This is a genomic window from Streptomyces sirii (assembly GCF_045690365.1).
In the GTDB taxonomy this organism is placed as follows: domain Bacteria; phylum Actinomycetota; class Actinomycetes; order Streptomycetales; family Streptomycetaceae; genus Streptomyces; species Streptomyces sirii.
In genome coordinates, this window is record NZ_CP147982.1 from 6,610,276 (window position 1) to 6,628,194 (window position 17,919).

19 protein-coding genes are annotated in these 17,919 nt (G+C 71.4%); 8 read left to right on the plus strand and 11 right to left on the minus strand.

The genetic code is table 11. From position 1 onward, the window contains the following. Nucleotides 1-55: 55 nt before the first annotated feature. The gene (locus tag WAB15_RS29820) at nucleotides 56-979 is read right to left on the minus strand and encodes a hypothetical protein (protein WP_407288098.1); all 924 of its coding nucleotides are present in this window, start codon (nucleotides 977-979) and stop codon (nucleotides 56-58) included. Nucleotides 980-1,057: 78 nt separating this feature from the next. On the opposite strand from WAB15_RS29820, the gene WAB15_RS29825 reads away from it, so the two are divergent. Beyond that, a complete protein-coding gene (locus WAB15_RS29825; protein ID WP_399150991.1) occupies nucleotides 1,058-1,252 on the plus strand; it encodes a DUF3046 domain-containing protein in 195 nt (64 codons plus the stop codon). A 268-nt stretch (nucleotides 1,253-1,520) separates the two neighbouring features. Beyond that, the gene (locus WAB15_RS29830; RefSeq protein WP_407289318.1) at nucleotides 1,521-2,726 is read left to right on the plus strand and encodes an AI-2E family transporter; all 1,206 of its coding nucleotides are present in this window, start codon (nucleotides 1,521-1,523) and stop codon (nucleotides 2,724-2,726) included. Between the two features lie 42 nt (nucleotides 2,727-2,768). On the opposite strand, the gene WAB15_RS29835 is transcribed toward WAB15_RS29830, so the two are convergent. Next, on the minus strand, nucleotides 2,769-3,044 hold the full coding sequence (locus WAB15_RS29835) for a hypothetical protein (RefSeq protein ID WP_399150992.1): 276 nt from the start codon (nucleotides 3,042-3,044) through the stop codon (nucleotides 2,769-2,771). A 133-nt stretch (nucleotides 3,045-3,177) separates the two neighbouring features. Then, nucleotides 3,178-4,323, minus strand: coding sequence for a GDSL-type esterase/lipase family protein (locus WAB15_RS29840; protein ID WP_407289319.1), 1,146 nt, complete (start codon nucleotides 4,321-4,323; stop codon nucleotides 3,178-3,180). Between the two features lie 428 nt (nucleotides 4,324-4,751). On the opposite strand from WAB15_RS29840, the gene WAB15_RS29845 reads away from it, so the two are divergent. From WAB15_RS29845 to recX, 3 genes are all read left to right on the plus strand, one after another. Continuing rightward, the gene (locus tag WAB15_RS29845) at nucleotides 4,752-5,798 is read left to right on the plus strand and encodes an LLM class flavin-dependent oxidoreductase (RefSeq protein ID WP_407288099.1); all 1,047 of its coding nucleotides are present in this window, start codon (nucleotides 4,752-4,754) and stop codon (nucleotides 5,796-5,798) included. Nucleotides 5,799-6,120: 322 nt separating this feature from the next. Then, nucleotides 6,121-7,242: a recombinase RecA gene (gene recA / locus WAB15_RS29850; protein WP_399150049.1), complete on the plus strand. Its 1,122-nt coding sequence runs from the start codon at nucleotides 6,121-6,123 to the stop codon at nucleotides 7,240-7,242. A 6-nt stretch (nucleotides 7,243-7,248) separates the two neighbouring features. Beyond that, nucleotides 7,249-7,902 carry a recombination regulator RecX gene (recX, locus tag WAB15_RS29855; RefSeq protein WP_399150050.1) on the plus strand — a complete coding sequence of 218 codons (654 nt, stop codon included), beginning with the start codon at nucleotides 7,249-7,251 and terminating at the stop codon, nucleotides 7,900-7,902. A 389-nt stretch (nucleotides 7,903-8,291) separates the two neighbouring features. Here recX and WAB15_RS29860 read toward each other — a convergent pair whose 3' ends face one another. The 8 genes from WAB15_RS29860 to WAB15_RS29895 form a co-directional block, all read right to left on the minus strand. Continuing rightward, nucleotides 8,292-8,672: a rhodanese-like domain-containing protein gene (locus WAB15_RS29860; RefSeq protein WP_407288100.1), complete on the minus strand. Its 381-nt coding sequence runs from the start codon at nucleotides 8,670-8,672 to the stop codon at nucleotides 8,292-8,294. A 91-nt stretch (nucleotides 8,673-8,763) separates the two neighbouring features. Further along, entirely contained in the window at nucleotides 8,764-9,300 is a 537-nt protein-coding gene (locus WAB15_RS29865) for a cysteine dioxygenase (RefSeq protein WP_407288101.1), read from the minus strand. A gap of 81 nt (nucleotides 9,301-9,381) precedes the next feature. Further along, nucleotides 9,382-9,468, minus strand: coding sequence for a putative leader peptide (locus WAB15_RS29870; protein WP_311044721.1), 87 nt, complete (start codon nucleotides 9,466-9,468; stop codon nucleotides 9,382-9,384). Further along, nucleotides 9,461-11,305: an FAD-dependent oxidoreductase gene (locus WAB15_RS29875; RefSeq protein ID WP_407288102.1), complete on the minus strand. Its 1,845-nt coding sequence runs from the start codon at nucleotides 11,303-11,305 to the stop codon at nucleotides 9,461-9,463. Before WAB15_RS29875 ends, WAB15_RS29870 begins: the two co-directional genes overlap by 8 nt. A gap of 185 nt (nucleotides 11,306-11,490) precedes the next feature. Continuing rightward, nucleotides 11,491-12,426 carry an amino acid ABC transporter permease gene (locus WAB15_RS29880; protein ID WP_399150054.1) on the minus strand — a complete coding sequence of 312 codons (936 nt, stop codon included), beginning with the start codon at nucleotides 12,424-12,426 and terminating at the stop codon, nucleotides 11,491-11,493. Between the two features lie 73 nt (nucleotides 12,427-12,499). Next, the gene (locus WAB15_RS29885; protein WP_399150055.1) at nucleotides 12,500-13,147 is read right to left on the minus strand and encodes an amino acid ABC transporter permease; all 648 of its coding nucleotides are present in this window, start codon (nucleotides 13,145-13,147) and stop codon (nucleotides 12,500-12,502) included. Nucleotides 13,148-13,276: 129 nt separating this feature from the next. Next, nucleotides 13,277-14,188: a glutamate ABC transporter substrate-binding protein gene (locus WAB15_RS29890; RefSeq protein WP_407288103.1), complete on the minus strand. Its 912-nt coding sequence runs from the start codon at nucleotides 14,186-14,188 to the stop codon at nucleotides 13,277-13,279. Nucleotides 14,189-14,243: 55 nt separating this feature from the next. Beyond that, nucleotides 14,244-15,029 (minus strand): amino acid ABC transporter ATP-binding protein, encoded by a 786-nt coding sequence (locus tag WAB15_RS29895; protein ID WP_384434408.1) that lies wholly within the window; start codon nucleotides 15,027-15,029, stop codon nucleotides 14,244-14,246. A gap of 275 nt (nucleotides 15,030-15,304) precedes the next feature. Here WAB15_RS29895 and WAB15_RS29900 point away from each other — a divergent pair, with 275 nt between their 5' ends. The 3 genes from WAB15_RS29900 (at nucleotide 15,305) to WAB15_RS29910 (ending at nucleotide 17,880) form a co-directional block, all read left to right on the plus strand. Continuing rightward, on the plus strand, nucleotides 15,305-16,042 hold the full coding sequence (locus WAB15_RS29900) for a response regulator transcription factor (protein WP_399150057.1): 738 nt from the start codon (nucleotides 15,305-15,307) through the stop codon (nucleotides 16,040-16,042). A gap of 16 nt (nucleotides 16,043-16,058) precedes the next feature. Beyond that, nucleotides 16,059-17,474, plus strand: a complete 1,416-nt coding sequence (locus tag WAB15_RS29905; RefSeq protein WP_399150058.1) for a sensor histidine kinase — start codon at nucleotides 16,059-16,061, stop codon at nucleotides 17,472-17,474. Nucleotides 17,475-17,676: 202 nt separating this feature from the next. Next, nucleotides 17,677-17,880, plus strand: a complete 204-nt coding sequence (locus WAB15_RS29910) for a cold-shock protein (protein ID WP_399150059.1) — start codon at nucleotides 17,677-17,679, stop codon at nucleotides 17,878-17,880. The last annotated feature ends 39 nt before the right edge of the window (nucleotides 17,881-17,919 follow it).

Consider the following 17,919-nt stretch of genomic DNA (forward strand, 5'->3'; position numbering starts at 1 on the left):
CGGGCCGGTGCGCGGAGGCCCACCACCGAGGGTCCGGCACCCGTGGACGGGGCGCTCAGCCGAGGGGCCGCCCGTAGGCCCGCAGGGTCAGCAGTGCCTTGAGCGTCACCATCGGGCGGCCCTCCAGCGCCGTCCCCGGAGCCCACACCCGCCAGTTGACCGGCCAGCCGCCGTCCTCCTCCTGGAGCGCGGCGAGGTGGTCCAGGGCCCGGTCCATCTCCTCGTCGCTGAACCAGCCGCGGGCCAGCGAGCCGGGCGTCGCGGCGAAGTCGTACGCCAGGTGGTGCTCCCCGGGGGCGTACCCCTGCGCCACCGGGACGTCCGCGGCGCGCTCCGGGTCCAGCAGCACCAGACCCTGCTCCCGTACGAGCCGGCCCAGCCGCTCGGCCGCCGCGGCGGCCCGCGGCCGGTCCGGGGCACCGTCCAGGAAGGCCACCGCCGCCTCCGCCTCGTACGGATGGGTCTCCTTCAGGGACTCCACGGCCGCCCAGCAGTAGTCCGTGGCCCGGAACAGCCAGGCGTGCCACACCTCGTTGCGGTGCAGCATCCCCACCACGGGCCCGGTGGCCAGCAGGGCGCTCGGCGGATCGTCGACCACCGGGATCCACGGCGCGGCCGGATAGCCCCGCAGCGAGGGGTCCAGCGCCGGCAGCGCGCCCTGCGGCGTCGAGATGTTCGTCAGATAGCGGCAGATCCGCTCCACCTGGCGGCCGTCGCAGCGCCCGATCTGGTCGAGGACCTTCAGGGCGTGCGCGGTGTGCAGCGGCTGGCTGACGGGGCCGCGCAGATCGGGCTCCAGGGCGTGGCCGAAGCCGTCGTCGTCGTTGCGGTACGCGGCGAGCGCGGTCTCGACCGGGTCCGCCCCGCCGCCGAGGAAGTGGTACTCGAAGAGCCGCTGCTCCAGCACCCGGGCGGTCAGCCAGACGAAGCGCTCGGCGCGCGCAAGAGGGAGCGAGGTGGGGCTTTCGTTTTCGGCCATGGACCGACGGTAGGGCCGAAACCCCCGGGTGGCACCGGCTCGCGTACTGCTGCCCTCCCAGGGCGGGATACTGGAGGCATGCGGTTGACGGTCTTCTGGCAGCGGATGGCGGATCACTTCGGCGCGGGCTACGCCGACTCCTTCGCGCGCGATCACGTGATGTCCGGCCTCGGCGGCCGAACCGTCCAGGAGGCGCTGGACGCGGGCTGGAGCGCCAAAGAGGTGTGGCGGGTGGTCTGCTCGGTGATGGACGTACCGCACGACAAGCGCTGAGCGGACGGGCCGGGCCCCGGCCCTCGTCGCCCACCTCGCCGACGCCGTCACGCGCTCCGCCGCCACCGGCGCCCCGCCCCGCCGACCTGGTGGGAACGCCCCGAAGGCCGGGCATCGCGGACGCGGCGATGGCCCAGAACCGGGATTGTCGGCGCGGTACGCGACACTGGGCTGCGTGCCCGTGTCTGATGAGATCACCAGCAACGACGTTCCACGGCCCGAGGACCGGCGTGCGGACCCGCCCGGGGCCTCGTGGTCCGATGCGCGGATGCCGCGCTGGCTGCCGCGCGCCATGGTGCTCGCGCTCGCCCTCGTGGGGTGCTACCAGCTCGCCATCTGGGGGTTCCACCAACTGATCACGCTGCTGCTGAACGTGCTGATCGCGTTCTTCCTCGCGCTGGCCGTCGAGCCGGCCGTGGACTGGATGGCCGCCCGCGGCATGCGGCGCGGGCTGGCGACGGGGCTGGTGTTCCTGGGCATCCTCGTCGCCGCGGCCGGCTTCTTCGCGCTGCTGGGCTCCATGCTCGCCGGCCAGATAGCCACGATGGTCGAGGAGTTCCCGCAGTATCTGGACTCCGTCATCAGCTGGATCAACAACACCCTGCACACCCACCTGTCACGGGTCGAGGTGCAGAACAACCTGCTGCGGTCCGACTGGCTCCAGAAGTACGTCCAGGACAGCGCCAACAACGTCCTGGCCGTCTCCGCGACGGTGCTGGGCAGCCTGTTCAACCTCCTGACGGTGGCGCTGTTCTCGTTCTACTTCGCCGCCGACGGCCCCCGGCTGCGCCGTGCCCTGTGCTCGGTGCTGCCGCCCCGCCGCCAGACGGAGGTGCTGCGCGCCTGGGAGATCGCCGTGGCCAAGACCGGCGGATATCTCTACTCCCGCGGTCTGATGGCGCTGATATCCGGCGTCGCGCACTATGTCCTGCTGGAGCTGATGGGCGTCCCGTACGCCCCCGCCCTGGGCATGTGGGTGGGCCTGGTGTCCCAGTTCATACCGACCATAGGCACGTATCTGGCGGGCGCGCTGCCCATCCTGATCGCGTTCACCGTCGATCCCTGGCACGCCCTGTGGGTCTTCGGCTTCGTCGTGATCTACCAGCAGTTCGAGAACTACCTCCTGCAGCCGAGGATCACCGCCAAGACGGTGGACATCCATCCCGCCGTCGCCTTCGGATCCGTCGTCGCCGGTACGGCCCTGATGGGCGCGGTGGGCGCGCTCATCTCCATCCCGGCGACGGCGACCCTGCAGGCCTTCCTCGGCGCGTACGTCAAGCGCTACGCCGTCCCCGACGACCTGCGGGTCCACGGCAGAACCCGCCGCAGGCGCGGCGCCCGCCTCCTCGCCCGCCTCCGTCGCACCCCGCACGACGCACCGCCCTCGCAGGAGGCCCCGGCGCCGGCCGTCGCCCAGGGGGACGCGGAGACCACCCCCACCCAGGACGAGCAGGACGGCCGGAGCACTCGCTGAGGCCGCCCGCCTGACGGCGGAGAGCATGCGCGGGCCGGCGCCCTACCCGCCGTACTCCCGGTCGTGGACCGGGGCGTTCGGCAGCTGGCTGTCCAGGGACTCCCGGTAGCGGACGCAGCCGCGCAGGAAGCGCGGCCACGGCGGCACCGCCACCTCCGGTTCCACGCCCTCCGGCAGCAGGCCCCACAGCCGGGGGTGGTGCCAGCACAGGTCGTGCCCCGAACTGTCCCGGTGCGCCCGGATGCCGGTACGCAACCGCCGCACCTCGGCCGCCAGTTCGTCCCGGCTCAGCCGGTCCAGATCATCGTCCAGAGCCACGGTCACACGCTAGGCGGCCGGGAATCCGGGCGCGCTCAACCGCACCCCGTCCGGCCGACCGGATCCTCCCTATGGCGCCGCCCGGCACCACCGAGGGGCGCGCGCATCCGAGCCGGGAGCGGCTCCCACGGGTTCAGCGGCGCCGGAAGGGCCCGTCGTCCGCGAAGGCGTGGGCGGCGAAGCGCTTGCCCATCCGGCGGTAAGCGGCGGCGCCGGGGTGGAGGCCGTCGGCCAGGTCGTCCGCCTCGTCGGGGCCGAGCAGCTCGCGGCCGTCGAGGTGGTGGAGACGGGGATCGCGGGCCCGCCGGGCCGCCACGATCCGGGCCAGCTCGGCGCGGACCACCGTCAGCGACAAGGCCCCATCGGCCACATCGGCCGGGTCGCCCAGCGCGGTGATCTTCCCGTCCGGGCCCATCGCGGTCGGGCCCGGGGACTCCTCCAGAGCCGGACAGCTCACCGGGGACATCACCAGCAGCGGGGTGTCCGGGTGCCCGTCCCGGATCGTGTCCAGGAAGCCGTGCACCGCCGGGCCGAACGTCCGCAGCCGGAAGGCGGCCAGGCCCACGATGTTGATGCCCACCTTGAGGCTGATCAGGTCGGCGGGCATATCGCGGATCGTCCGGGCTACATACGGGTCCAGCATCTCGTTGCCCGCCTGGCTGAGGTTGATCACCTCCACTCCTCCGTGCGCGGCCGCCACCACGGGCCAGGTGCCGGTCGGCCCGTCGGCCTCGAGGCAGTGGCTGATGGAGCTGCCGTGGTGCACCCAGCGGCGCCGCCCGTCCGGCAGCGGCGGCAGCACCTCGCCGTCGGCGCGCAGCGCCACCAGTTCCGTGGGGGTCTGCTGCGGCAGCCACAGCTCGACGTTCTTCATGCCGGCCGGCAGCCCGGCGAACCGTACGGTCCCCGGCTTCCCGGGGATCACTTGCTGCACGGCCCCAGGGCCCGCCATCCGCAGCACATTGCCCACCGGCGCCTGCTGTCGCCCGGCCGGGGCGCCGTCCACCACCAGCTCCAGCATCCCCGTCGGGCGGGGCCGGGGTTCGGTGACGAGCTGCCCTGTGGAGGTGAGCACCTCGAACTCGAGCTCCCGCGCATCGGTGCGGAACACCAGCCGCACCCCCGAGGGCATCAAGGTCACGCCGTAGACCGAGGGGTCCTGATACTGCTCCTTGGTCCAGGCGGGCAACCGGCGCGGCATCACCCCCGCCTGCGTGCTCTCCAGATCCAGCGCACCCCGCACCTCCACCGGCCCGCCCACCAGCGGAACCGCCCGCATCGCCACCGTCACCGCTCCTCAGCCGCTCTCGGGTCCGGATGCGGGTGCGCACCCGCGACTTCCCCCACCGTCACCCTGGCACACCAGGCCTCCGTGCCACCGGGGTTTCGCCGGCACGCTGTGACTTAGGCCGTCTGTTCCGGATCTTGCCTGACCCGTGGCGTCTGACACGGCACCTCTCCCCCACGCTTGAACGGCGCGGGGGGACCCCCCCCATCGTTGTCGGGTGCGCCCGAGTACGTCCAATACGCGGGCGACCCTCCGCCTTGCGCTCCGCCTCGCTCCGCCTCGGCTCTTCATGCGACCTCCGGAAGCCGAGCTGCACCGCGCCAGACGCCACGGGCTCAATCGGCAAGTCACAGCCACCACCGGGGAAGACCGCAACGTGAGTCGTTCAGCCATAGAACCCGACGGCGAGAGGGATCATCATGCGGGCCGGCATCGTCATGACCGCACGCCCGGGTCTGGAGCACCTGGCCGCCCGCGCGGAGGAACTCGGCTTCAGTAGTTTCTGGGTGTACGACACGCCGATGGTCCATGGTGATCCGTTCGTCAGCCTCGCGCTCTGCGCCAAGTCCACCAGCCGGATCAAACTCGGTATCGGGGTCACCTCACCGGCGCTGCGCTCCGCGCCCGCCGCGGCGGCGGCGCTCAGCAGTCTCAACGCCCTCGCTCCCGACCGCATCATCTGCGGGGTCGGCACCGGCAACACCGCACGCCGCACGCTGGGCATGCGGCCTACGAAGACGGTGGAGCTGGAGTCGTTCACGGCCGCCCTGCAGGATCTCACCGCCGGCGGTGAGACGGACTACCGCGAGGGAACCCGGACCAGCAGGGTGCGCTTCCTGCACGTCGGCGGCTACGTCAACACCGAGGACCCGGTGGAGTTCGTCGTGGCTGCATTCGGCCCGAAAGTCGCCGCCGTCGCCGGCCGCCTAGGTACAGGAATGATCTCCTTCGCGCTGCACGCCCCCGCGGCCTGGTCCGCGCTCGGCCAGGCCCGCCGGGCAGCGGCACAGGCCGCGGGCAACAGCGAGAAGACGCATACGTACCTCATCTCCTCCCTGTACGTTCTCGCCGACGGCGAGGACCGGTACGGCGATGCAGTCAAGGACGCAATGGGGCACATCGCGGTGAGCGCACTGATCCTCGCAGTGGAGAACCCGGCCTTCCGCGCGGCCCTGCCTCAGGAGGAGTCCGCGGCCGTCGACCGCCTGCTCCACCTACGCGGTACCACCGCCACCGACCCCAACCGCCACCACACGCTCTACCACAATTATCTCGGCCGGCTGTCCGCCGAGGACCGCGATCTCGTCGTGCCATCACTGGTGGACAAGTTCGGTCTGATCGGTACCAGGGACGAGATCAGACAGCAGATCAACACGCTGGAGAAGTCAGGGGTCAACGAGCTCGTGATCCAGCCCGTGGCGGACCCCGAGGCGGAAATGGCCGAGCTGGCGCGGCTCCTGCCCTGAGGCTGCACGGCCACGGTCATGGCGGCCCCGCACCGGCCATCCCCGCTTCAGATCCACGTAGGGCCGTCGGTCCAAGCGCTCAGCTCGCCAACCGCAACGCTCATCCGCCAACGGGCACGCTCAGTCACAGGTACGGCGTGAGGAGCGGCGGTGCCGCTTGACAGTAAAATCGAACATCCATTCTTATGGGGTGTCCGGCCCGTGATTCCGGGGTTCTCGCGGAGTTATCCACAGGCTGGAGCCGGGTCCGGGCGCATTGTCAGTGGCAGGCGTTAGCGTCATGGACGTGAAGCGATCGACTCAAGCAAATCGGGTGGAACCCATGGCAGGCACTGACCGCGAGAAGGCGCTGGACGCCGCGCTCGCACAGATTGAACGGCAATTCGGCAAGGGCGCCGTGATGCGCATGGGGGAGCGGTCCAAGGAGCCCATCGAGGTCATCCCGACCGGATCCACCGCCCTCGACGTCGCGCTCGGCGTCGGCGGCCTCCCCCGCGGCCGCGTCATCGAGGTCTACGGACCGGAGTCCTCCGGTAAGACGACCCTGACCCTGCACGCCGTCGCGAACGCCCAGAAGGCCGGCGGCGCCGTCGCGTTCATCGATGCCGAGCACGCGCTCGACCCCGAGTACGCCAAGAAGCTCGGCGTGGACACCGACGCCCTGATCCTGTCCCAGCCGGACAACGGCGAGCAGGCCCTGGAAATCGTGGACATGCTGGTGCGCTCCGGCGCGCTGGACCTCATCGTGATCGACTCCGTCGCCGCCCTGGTGCCGCGGGCCGAGATCGAGGGCGAGATGGGCGACTCCCACGTCGGCCTCCAGGCCCGGCTGATGAGCCAGGCCCTGCGCAAGATCACCAGCGCGCTCAACCAGTCCAAGACCACCGCGATCTTCATCAACCAGCTCCGCGAGAAGATCGGCGTGATGTTCGGCTCGCCGGAGACCACGACCGGTGGCCGCGCGCTGAAGTTCTACGCTTCGGTGCGTCTCGACATCCGCCGTATCGAGACCCTCAAGGACGGCACGGACGCGGTCGGCAACCGCACCCGCGTCAAGGTCGTCAAGAACAAGGTCTCCCCGCCCTTCAAGCAGGCCGAGTTCGACATCCTCTACGGCCAGGGCATCAGCCGTGAGGGCGGCCTGATCGACATGGGCGTGGAGCACGGCTTCATCCGCAAGTCTGGCGCTTGGTACACCTACGAGGGCGACCAGCTCGGCCAGGGCAAGGAGAACGCCCGCAACTTCCTCAAGGACAACCCGGATCTCGCCAACGAGATCGAGAAGAAGATCAAGGAGAAGCTCGGGATCGGCGTCAAGCCGCAGGACCCGGCGGCGGAGCCCGGTGCGGACGCCGCGGGCGCGGCCGCCGAGCCGGCCGCCGCGGCCCCGGCACCGGCGGCCAAGGGCGCCAAGGCTTCCAAGGCCGCCGCGGCCAAGAGCTAGCCCGCCATGACACGGCGAACGGAATGGCCGGACAGCGAGGGCGGCACCAGCCGCGCTGCCGGTGACGCCGAGACCCGTAGCGGCCGAAGAGGCCGTGATGGCCATGAGAACAGCGGTGGTTCCGCCTCGTCGAGGGCCGAGCCGGGACCACCGCGTACGCCCGAGGAGCAGGCGCGGGCCATCTGCCTGCGCCTGCTCACCGGGAATTCGCGTACGCGCAAGCAGTTGGCGGACGCCCTGCGCCGACGGGGCATCCCCGACGAGGCCGCGGAAGAGGTGCTGTCCCGTTTCGAGGACGTCGGGCTGATCGACGATGCCGCCTTCGCCGACGCCTGGGTGGAGTCCCGCCACCACGGGCGCGGCCTGGCCCGGCGCGCCCTGGCCCGCGAACTGCGCACCAAGGGGGTGGACTCCGCCCTGATCGATGTGGCCGTCGGCCGCCTCGACTCCGAACAGGAGGAGTCCACCGCCCGCGAGTTGGTCGACCGCAAGCTGCGCGCGACCAGGGGGCTGGACCGGGAGAAGCGCCTCCGCCGCCTGGCCGGAATGCTGGCCCGCAAGGGCTACCCGGAGGGCCTCGCCCTCCGCGTCGTCAAACGGGCCTTGGAGGAGGAAGGCGAGGATCCGGATCTGCTGGAGTACCACCTGCCGGACGAGTGACCAGGTGTCCGGGGGACCGGGTGATCAGGTTCGGGTGACCGGGTGACCGTGTGTCCCGGCGATGGGTGGCCGGGCAGCTGGGCGGGTGGTCGGTGCCAGGCACCAGGCGGCCCGACGGCCGTGCCACCAGGTGACGGGGAGGGGAGCGGGGCCCAACCAAGCTGGCCAACGGGCCGGCCCCGCCAGGCACGCCCGGCCAGGCCAGCCCCGCGAGGTCGCCCTCCCAGGCCAGCCCCGCGAGGTCGACCCCGCCCAGGCCGCGGACGGCGGCGGCGCGCCGAGCCCCGTACCGGCAGCCCGCCGGGCCGGCCCCGCGAGGCCAACCCGGCCAACCCAGCCGTGCGAAGCCAGCCCCACCGGACAAGTCCGCCTCGGCCCAGCCGCCAAGTTCACCCCCGTACCGGCAGCCCCGCTCCTCGCCAGGCCTGGAAGCCGCCCGCCAGGTCGGTCGCCCGGTGGAGGCCCAGTTGGCGGAGGGAGAGGGCGGCGAGTGTGGACGCGTAGCCCTCGTTGCAGATGACGATGACCGGCAGGTCGTGGTGGGTGGCCTCCGGGGCCCGGTGCGCGCCGGTGGGGTCCAGGCGCCATTCGAGTTCGTTGCGTTCCACGATCAGGGCGCCGGGGATGGTGCCGTCACGCTCCCGCAGCTCGGCGTACCGGATGTCCACCAGAAGACCGCCGGCCTCCTGGACGGCGGCGGCTTCCTCGGGCTCCGCCCGTCGGCCCAGCTCGCGCCGGGCGTGGGCCAGCAGGTCGTCGACGGCGCTCATACCGGCACCCTTCCGTACTCGACCGAGCCCGCACCCGCCCGCGGCGCGTCCCCGAACCGCTCCTTGCGGCTGAACCGCTCGCTGCGCTCGCTCATGCCCACTCCTCCGGGCGCTCGACCTCTTCGAGGCGCAGTACCTGGCCGGTGCGGCTGTAGCGGCGCATCAGCGGAAGCGGCGGGTAGTAGGCGTGCACCGACACCGCGTGGGTGTCGTGGGAGAGGTTGAGCACCTGGTGGACATGGTGCGGACCGAACGCCCGGCCCCGGCCGTCGCCGAGCCTGCGCTCCCGGTCCACGCCATCGGCGAGTTCCAGGGTCTTCCAGCCCTCGGTGGGCAGTTGGGCGGCGAGCGACTGCTCCGTCAGCTCGCCGGTGGCCGCCGCGAAGGCGCCGCGTGAGCCGCCGTGGTCGTGCCAGCCGGTGCCGGTGCCCGGCGGCCAGCCGATCAGCCAGGCCTCGGCTCCGCCCGGCCCGTTCAGCCGGATCCAGGTGCGGCCTTCGGGGTCGAGCGGGAGGGAGGCGATGAGCGCCGCGTCCTCGGCGGTGCGGCGGACGAAGTCGAGGAGTTCGGATGCGCTGGGGCCGCCGGCGTCGGCATGCGGGTGCGCGGAGGCACGTACGTCGGGCACGGAAACCGTCCTGGGTGATGATCGCGAAGAGGCGCGGCTGCCGGACAGGGGCGGGCGGCCGCGTGGAAGAGGAGCTGCGGATCAGCAGGACGGACGACACATGCAGCCCGCATAGCGGACCAGGTCCAGATGGACCCTCCGCCAGAATCGCGAGCTGTGATCAGTCACTCTCGGAGTGAAGCATGGAGGATCCCACAGGGTCAACAGCGGAGGGTTCTTCCTGGGACGCGGAAGGCCCTCCCCCGGACTCCCGTGACCCCTGCGACACCTGAGAAGTTCCCGACGCCTCCGGGCCCTCGGCCGGCCTGGCCCGGCGGCCCGCGCCCGGTCCGTGTCCGAGAGCCCCGCCCCGTACCGCCTCCGCGCACGCGGTCAGCTCCGCCGGGCGGACGCCGGCCAGCGCGGTGACCAGATGACCGTCCGGGCGTACGAGCAGGACGGTGTGGGCGGCCGAGCCCGGGTAGGACTCGGTGACCAGGATCTCGGCGGGCATCGGCAGGTCGGCGACCGCGCTGGTCAGGCGGGGCATCAGACCCGCCGACTGCCAGTGCCGGCGGTCCCAGACGGTGGTGCCGGGTGCCACCAGCACCACCAGCAGGCCACCGCCGAGGCGGTCGCGCAGCCTGACCACCGAGCCGTCGGAGGCGGTCACCGCGACATCCGCGACCGGCGCCCCGGGGGGCGTCTCGGCCGGCGGGCCGTCGGTGTGCTCGACGGGCGGCGCCAGCGGGGTGCGGGCGTAGACCGGTGGCGCGCCCAGCGGGCCGCGGCCCAGATGGCCGTCGGTCAGCAGGGTGCTGCGGCCGCGCGCCGCGCCCGGCAGGACGGTGCGCCAGCGGGCCGACCGGCCGTCCCGCAGCAGCGGCAGTGCCTGGTCGGCGGCGCGCAGCCGGGCCGCGACCGCGCCCCGGCGCTCGGCCTGATAGCTGTCGAGCAGCAGCTCCGAGGCGCCGTGGTGCCAGGCCAGGCCGAGCTTCCAGGCGAGGTTCTCGGCGTCCCGCAGGCCCTCGTCCAGGCCCTGGGTGCCGAGCGCGCCCATCAGATGTGCGGCATCCCCGGCGAGGAAGGCCCGGCCCTGCCGCCAGCAGCGGGCCAGCCGATGGTGGACGGTGTGCACGCCGGTGTCGAGGAGCTCGTACGGCGGGACGAGCCGGCCATGGCCGTGCCCCCGCGTCCCGTCCTCCCCCGGGCCGGCCGCGGTGCCGGGCTCCGCCGGGGACTCGCTGGTCCAGCCGGCCAGGGAGTCGCGGATCCGGGCGACCAGGGCGTCCGGGGTGACCAGTTCGCGCCCGGGCGGCAGCAGCCAGTCCAGCCGCCACATGCCGTCGGCCAGCGGGCGGGCCGAGACCTCCGGGCCCGGCCCGCCGCCGTGCCGGGGCGGCGAGCGGTGCAGCAGCGCTTCGCCGGGCCAGGGAAGTTCACAGCGCAGCGCGGCCACCGCATGCCGTTCGACGGCCGTACGGCCTGGGAAGCGGATGTCCAGCAGCTTGCGGACCGTCGACCGGGGGCCGTCGCAGCCGACGAGGTAACTCCCGCGCCACCATGTCCCGTTGGTGCCACGGGTGTGTGCGCCGACGCCGTGCTCGTCCTGCTCGACGTCGACGAGCCGGCTGTCGGTGACGATCTCGGCGAGCTTCTCGTGGGCCAGCGCGGCGCGCAGGGCACGGGTGAGCGCGTGCTGGGGGAGGTGCACGGGGGAGACGGGCGCGGGTCCGGCCGCGTCGTCCGGGGTGCGTGCGGCGAACGCGACCCGTTCCACCAGGCGCCGGCGGCGCATGATGCGCCAGGCCGTCCAGCGGGTGCCGGCGCTCTCCAGGGTGTCGGCGCAGCCGAGCCGGCCGACGAAGGCCGCGGTGTCCGGACGGAGCACGGCCGTGCGGGCGGGGCGGGTGTCCTCCTGGCCTGCGGTTTCGTCCAGGACGACGGAGGGGACGCCGAGCCGGGCGAGAGCGAGGGCGAGGGAGAGCCCCACCGGGCCGGCCCCGACGACGATCACCGGGTCCACGGCGCAGCTCCCCGGGGCCGCAGGTACGTACGGGACATGCGGGAACTGGCAGTTGGAGCCCGGTGCGTGATCACACAGCGTATGCAACCCACTGCGGCCGCTCGCGTCAAGTGACGGAGGCGGTGGCGCCTTTGCCACCGCCTCCGGACGGTCCCCTATGAGCCACGCGGTGGCCCGTCGTCCCGTCAGTCCTTCTTGGCCGCCGGGCCGTCGGGCACCGCGTCGGCGACCTCCATCGCGTCGGTGGCGGCCACCGGCTCGGCGGCCGCGGCCACGCCGATGCCGGTCTTGGCCCGCCGGCCGCGCCGCTCGATCCAGTTGGCGAGGGCGGACAGCGACAGACACATCGCCACGTAGATGGTGCCGGTGACGATGATGACCGGGACGTAGGCGTCGTTGCCGTTGACGATGATGTTGGTGCTCATCTGGCGGGCGGTGAAGAGCAGTTCCTCGAACGTGATGATGTAGCCGAGGGAGGTGTCCTTCAGGGTCACCACGAGCTGGCTGATGATGGTCGGCAGCATCGCCCGGACGGCCTGCGGGATCAGCACCGTCGTCATGACCTGGGTCTTGCTCATGCCCAGGGCGTAGGCGGCCTCGCGCTGGCCCTTCGGTACGGAGTTGATGCCGGCCCGCAGCACCTCGGCCTGCACCGAGCCGTTGTAGACCGTCAGCCCGATGACCAGTGCCCAGAACTGCGGCTGGCTGCCGGTCAGGCCGAGGCTCTCGCGGTTGCTGAGCAGGACGACCCACAGCGCGTAGATCGTGATCAGCAGCGGTACGGCGCGGAAGAGCTCGATGAACCCGGTCGCGAACCAGCGGACGGGCTTGTGGTCCGACAGCCTGGCCACCGCGAGCAGCACGCCCACTACCAGCGACAGCACCGCCGCGACCGCGAAGACCTGAAGCGTGGTCAGCACGCCGTCGCGGATGCCGGTGCGCACACCGGCGTAGTTGAAGATGTTCCACACCTCGGGCTCCAGCTGGCCCTTGGCGCTCAACCGCATGACGACGAACGCGATCAGCGCCAGTACCGCGAGCGACCCGACGACGGTGTAGACACGGTTGCGTGCCCGTGCCTTCGGCCCCGGTACGTCGTAGAGAACGCTGGCCCCACTCATGCCACTACCTCGCTTCGTTCCGCCCCGCCCGCGCGCGGCATCCCCGTCGTGCTGTTCCGCCCGTCGCGTCCGCTCATCGAGCCACCTCCATGCGGCGCTCCAGCAGCCGGAAGAGGCCGCTGATGGCGAAGGTGATGATGAGGTAGGCGAGCGCGGTCCACAGGAAGATCCAGGCGATCGCGTAGCCCTTGTCGTTGAGCAGCTTGGAGACGTTGAACAGCTCGCCGTAGCTGAAGGCGCCGGCGATCGCGGAGTTCTTCGTCAGTGCGATGAAGATGCTGCTCAGCGGCGGGAGCACGGTGCGCGTGGCCTGCGGGAGCACGATCATGCGCAGCGTCTGGGTGAAGGTCATACCGAGGCTGCGCGCGGCCTCCGCCTGCCCCATCGGCACGGTGCTGATGCCGGACCGCACCGCCTCGCACACGAAGGAGGAGGTGTAGAAGCCGAGCGCCAGCGTGGCGAGCACGTACGGGCTCGCGCCCTGGAAGAGGATCTGCGGTACGACGAAGAAGGCGACCAGGAAGAGCAGCGTCAGCGGCGTGTTGCGCAGCACCGTGACCCAGGCCGTCCCGAAGGCGCGCAGCGGCGGGATCGGGGAGACCCGGAAGCCGGCTATGAGCACGCCGAGTACCAGCGCGAGCAGTCCGCTGGACGCGGTGATCGCCAGGGTTCCGAGGAATCCGTCCCGGAACTCGGGCAGATAATCGAGGAGTACGTTCATGGGGTCTCCGCGGTAGCGGTCATCGGGTCGACGGCGGGAAGAGAGTCACGGGCGGGGAAGACACCGCGCCCCGTACACCCGCCGCGGCGGGCGTACGGGGCGGCGCGGTCCGGTGAGTGCGCGAGCGCCTCAGTACCGCGGCAGCGGCGTCTCCGGGGCGGTGTACTTCGAGCCGGACTTGCCGAGCGTGCCCTTGTACGCCTTCTCGTAGTCCTTGTTCTTGATGTGGCTCTCCAGCGCGGTGGTGATCGCGTCGCGCAGGGCCTTGTCGTCCTTGTTCATGCCGACGCCGTAGGGCTCCTTGGTGAAGGGCTTCTCCACCACCCGCAGCTTCTGCGGACGCTGGGCGGCGTAGCCCTTGAGGATCGCGTCGTCGGTGGTGACCGCGTCGACCTGGCCGTCCAGCAGGTACTTCACGCAGTCCGAGTACTTGGACAGCTCGCTGGTCTTGGCGCCGTACTTCTCCTTCTTGATCTCCTCCAGCGGAGTGGAGCCGACGATCGAGCAGACCTTCTTGCCCTTGAGGGTCTCCGGTCCGGTGATGGCCTTGTCGTCCTTGCGCACCAGGAGGTCCGCGCCGGCGGTGTAGTACGGGCCCGCGAAGCCGACCTGCTTCTTGCGCTCGTCGTTGATCGTGTACGTACCGACGTAGAAGTCGACGTCGCCCTTGGAGATGGTGGTCTCACGGACGTTGGAGTCGATCGTCTTGAACTCGATCTGCTTCTCGGAGAAGCCCAGGTCGGCCGCGACCATCTTGGCGATCTCGATGTCGAAACCGGAGTACTTGTTGGTGGCCGGGTCCTTGAAGCCCAGGAACGGCTGGTCGGCCTTGACGCCGACGACGATCTTCTTGGCCTTCTGGGCCTTCTTCAGCACCGCCGAGTCGACCTTGACGTCCGAAGCGACCTTGTACGTGCCGCTGTAGACCTCGCCGCCGGCCGGCTTGTCGCCCGCCGAACCCTTCTCGCCGCCGCACGCGGTCGCCGTAGCCGCCAGCGCGAGCACCACCGCACCTGCCGCAGCCGTCTTACGAATCCTCATGGTGAACATCCTTTGGTTCAACAAGTGTTGGCAATGATGTGGCCCAACTGCGGGCTCAGTGATGAAGGATCTTCGACAGGAAGTCCTTGGCGCGGTCGCTGCGCGGGTTGTTGAAGAACTGGTTCGGCTCGGCCTCTTCGATGATGCGGCCATCCGCCATAAAGACGACCCGGTTCGCCGCGGAGCGCGCGAACCCCATCTCATGGGTGACCACGACCATCGTCATGCCGTCCCGGGCGAGCTGCTGCATCGTGTCCAGCACCTCGTTGATCATCTCCGGGTCCAGCGCGGACGTCGGCTCGTCGAACAGCATCACCTTGGGGTCCATCGCCAGCGCGCGGGCGATCGCCACGCGCTGCTGCTGACCGCCGGAGAGCTGTGCGGGGTACTTGTCCGCCTGGGTGCCGACGCCGACCCGGTCCAGCAGGGCGCGGGCCTTCTGCTCGGCGGCCGCCTTGTCCGTCTTGCGGACCTTGGTCTGGCCCAGCATCACGTTCTCCAGCACCGTCTTGTGTGCGAAGAGGTTGAAGGACTGGAAGACCATGCCCACGTCGGCGCGGAGGCGGGCCAGCTCGCGGCCCTCCTGCGGCAGGGGCTTCCCGTCGATGGTGATGCTGCCGGAGTCGATGGTCTCCAGGCGGTTGATCGTGCGGCAGAGCGTCGACTTGCCGGACCCCGAAGGCCCGATCACGACGACCACCTCACCCCGGTTGATCGTCAGGTCGATGTCCTGGAGCACGTGCAGCGCGCCGAAGTGCTTGTTCACGTTGTCCAGCACGACCAGCTGGTCTCCCGCTTGCGCGGGACCCTCGGCGTTCTTGGTCACCGATACTTCGCTCATCGGCGTACAGCTCCGTCCTCCTCGGTTGGGGAGGACCCTAGGACGCCCTACGACCAGCGTCATTACATCTGAGGGGAACTTGAGGATAACGATCCGGTCGCAGCGGAAGTACTCTGCGTGAAGAAGTGTGACGGTCGGCAGCGGGGGGAGGCGGCCGTGGTCGTACCGGCTGGATAACGGATGGCGGCCCGGAGGTGGCCCCCTCTTGACGGGCATGCCACCTATCGCCGTAGATGCCCTTTGGCCTGTTACGCACGCACCCGGGAGGAGGCCTGATGAGACTGCTGCTCGTCGAGGACGACGATCATGTGGCCGCGGCCCTGTCCGCGGTGCTGGCCCGGCACGGCCTGGCCGTCGTCCATGCGCGCAGCGGCGAGGAGGCGCTCAAGGCCCTGCTGCCCGACGACGCCGAGCCCTTCGCGGTGGTGCTGCTCGACCTCGGGCTGCCCGACCAGGACGGCTTCGAGGTGTGCGGCCGGATCCGCAAGATCTGTGCCACCCCGGTGATCATGGTCACCGCGCGGGCGGATGTGCGCTCGCGCATCCACGGCCTGAACCTGGGCGCCGACGACTATGTCGTCAAGCCGTACGACACCGGCGAGCTGCTGGCCCGCATCCACGCGGTCAGCCGGCGCACGGTCTCCCCGTCGGAGCGCGGCGCCGAGCCGCCGGCCGACGAGAGCGCCGCCGGCCACGCGCTGCACCTGGGCGCGGTCACCGTCGAACTCCCCACCCGCCAGGTCTCCGTGGACGGCACCGCGGTCCCGCTCACCCGCAAGGAGTTCGACCTGCTGGCGCTGCTCGCCCAGCGCCCCGGGGTGGTCTTCCGCCGGGAGCAGATCATCAGCGAGGTGTGGCGGACGAGCTGGGAGGGCACGGGCCGGACGCTGGAGGTGCATATCGCCTCGCTCCGCGCCAAACTGCGCATGCCCGCCCTGATCGAGACGGTACGCGGCGTCGGCTACCGCCTCGTCGTCCCCGCCTCCGGCCGACCCGCCTCCCCGGCCTCCTGAAGGCCGCCGCCGGCCCGTGCGCACTCGACTGCTTCCGCTCCTCATCGTCCTGATGGCCGGTGTGCTGCTCGCGCTCGGCATCCCGCTCGCCGTCATCACCGCCGGTGTGGAGCAGCAGCGGGTGGTCGTCGACCGGATCGACGACGCCGCCCGCTTCGCCTCCCTCGCCCAGTTCGTCACCGCCCGCCCCGACGCGGACGCCGGGAACAAGACCCCCGAGGAGGACGAGCGGCGCACCACCCTCAGTACCGAACTCGCCCGCTACCACGGCCTCTACGGGATACGCGCCGGCGTCTTCTACCGCGACCGCACCCCGATGGCCGCCGCACCGCACGGCCTGCCGGTGCCCCGCGACGGCGAGGGCGCCCAGGCCTTCAGCGAGGCGCTGGCCGGCCGCCGCAGCCACGACCCGCACCAGATCTGGCCCTGGGACGAGGACGGCCGCATCCCGGTCGCCTCACCGGTCATCCGCGACGGCGATGTCGTCGCCGTCGTCGTCACCGACTCGCCCACCGATCAGATGCGTTCGCGCATCCTGCACGGCTGGCTGCTGATCGCGGCCGGCGAATGCGCCGCGATGCTGGTCGCGGTCGCCGCGGCCATCCGGCTCACCGGCTGGGTACTGCGCCCCGTGCGGGTCCTGGACGCGGCCAGCCACGACATCGCCACCGGCCGGCTGAAGTCCCGGGTCGCCGGCACCGCGGGCCCGCCCGAACTGCGCCGGCTGGCCCGCTCGTTCAACGAGATGGCCGACAACGTCGAGGACGTGCTGGAGCAGCAGCGCGCCTTCGTCGCCGACGCCTCCCACCAACTACGCAACCCGCTGGCCGCGCTGCTGCTGCGGATCGAGCTGCTGGCCCTCGAACTCCCCGACGGCAACGAGGAGATCGCCTCGGTCCGCACCGAGGGCAAGCGGCTGGCCCGGGTCCTGGACGACCTGCTCGACCTCGCGCTCGCCGAGCACACCGCCGCCGACCTCCAGCTCACCGACGTCGCGGCGCTGGCCGCCGAACGCGTCGACTCCTGGCGCCCGTTGGCCGACGACAAGGGCGTCCGCCTCACCTACGAGGGGCACTGCGCGGTCACCGGCTGGGTCGATCCGGTCGCCCTCTCCAGCGCCCTGGACGCGATCGTCGACAACGCCCTGAAGTTCACGCCGGCCGACCAGCCGGTCACCGTCGGCGTGGCGCCGGACGGGGAGTTTGTGCGCATCACCGTGGCCGACCGCGGGCCGGGCCTGACCGACGACGAGCTGGCACGGGTCGGCGACCGCTTCTGGCGCAGCAGCCGTCATCAGAACGTCTCCGGCTCCGGGCTCGGGCTGTCGATCACCCGTGCCCTGCTCGCCGCGGGCGGCGCGTCCATCGCCTACGCCCCGCACCCGCCGCACGGGCTGAAGGTCACCGTCACCGTGCCGCGCAGCGCCCCCTGACCGGGCCGCCGGGGGGCTCCGCGTACCTGTGCTACCGTGAACAGCGTTGCAGTTGTGGTACCCATGAACTTTGTGTGCGCCCGGAGGCTTGTAGCCCCGGGCGCTCCTTGTTTTCCGGAGGTTTCCGGTGTGGGGCGATCATCTCGGCGACGAGGAGGCTGCGAGGTGCGGTCTCCTGCTTGCCCCATGAATGGAGAAAAACATGGCTTCCGGCACCGTCAAGTGGTTCAACTCGGAAAAGGGCTTCGGCTTCATCGAGCAGGACGGCGGCGGCCCCGACGTCTTCGCCCACTACTCGAACATCCAGTCCCAGGGCTTCCGTGAGCTCCTCGAGGGCCAGAAGGTCTCGTTCGACGTGACCCAGGGCCCCAAGGGCCCGCAGGCGGAGAACATCATCCCCGCCTGACGCCCCCGCGTCCCGCGGACGGGGCCCGCACCGGCCAGC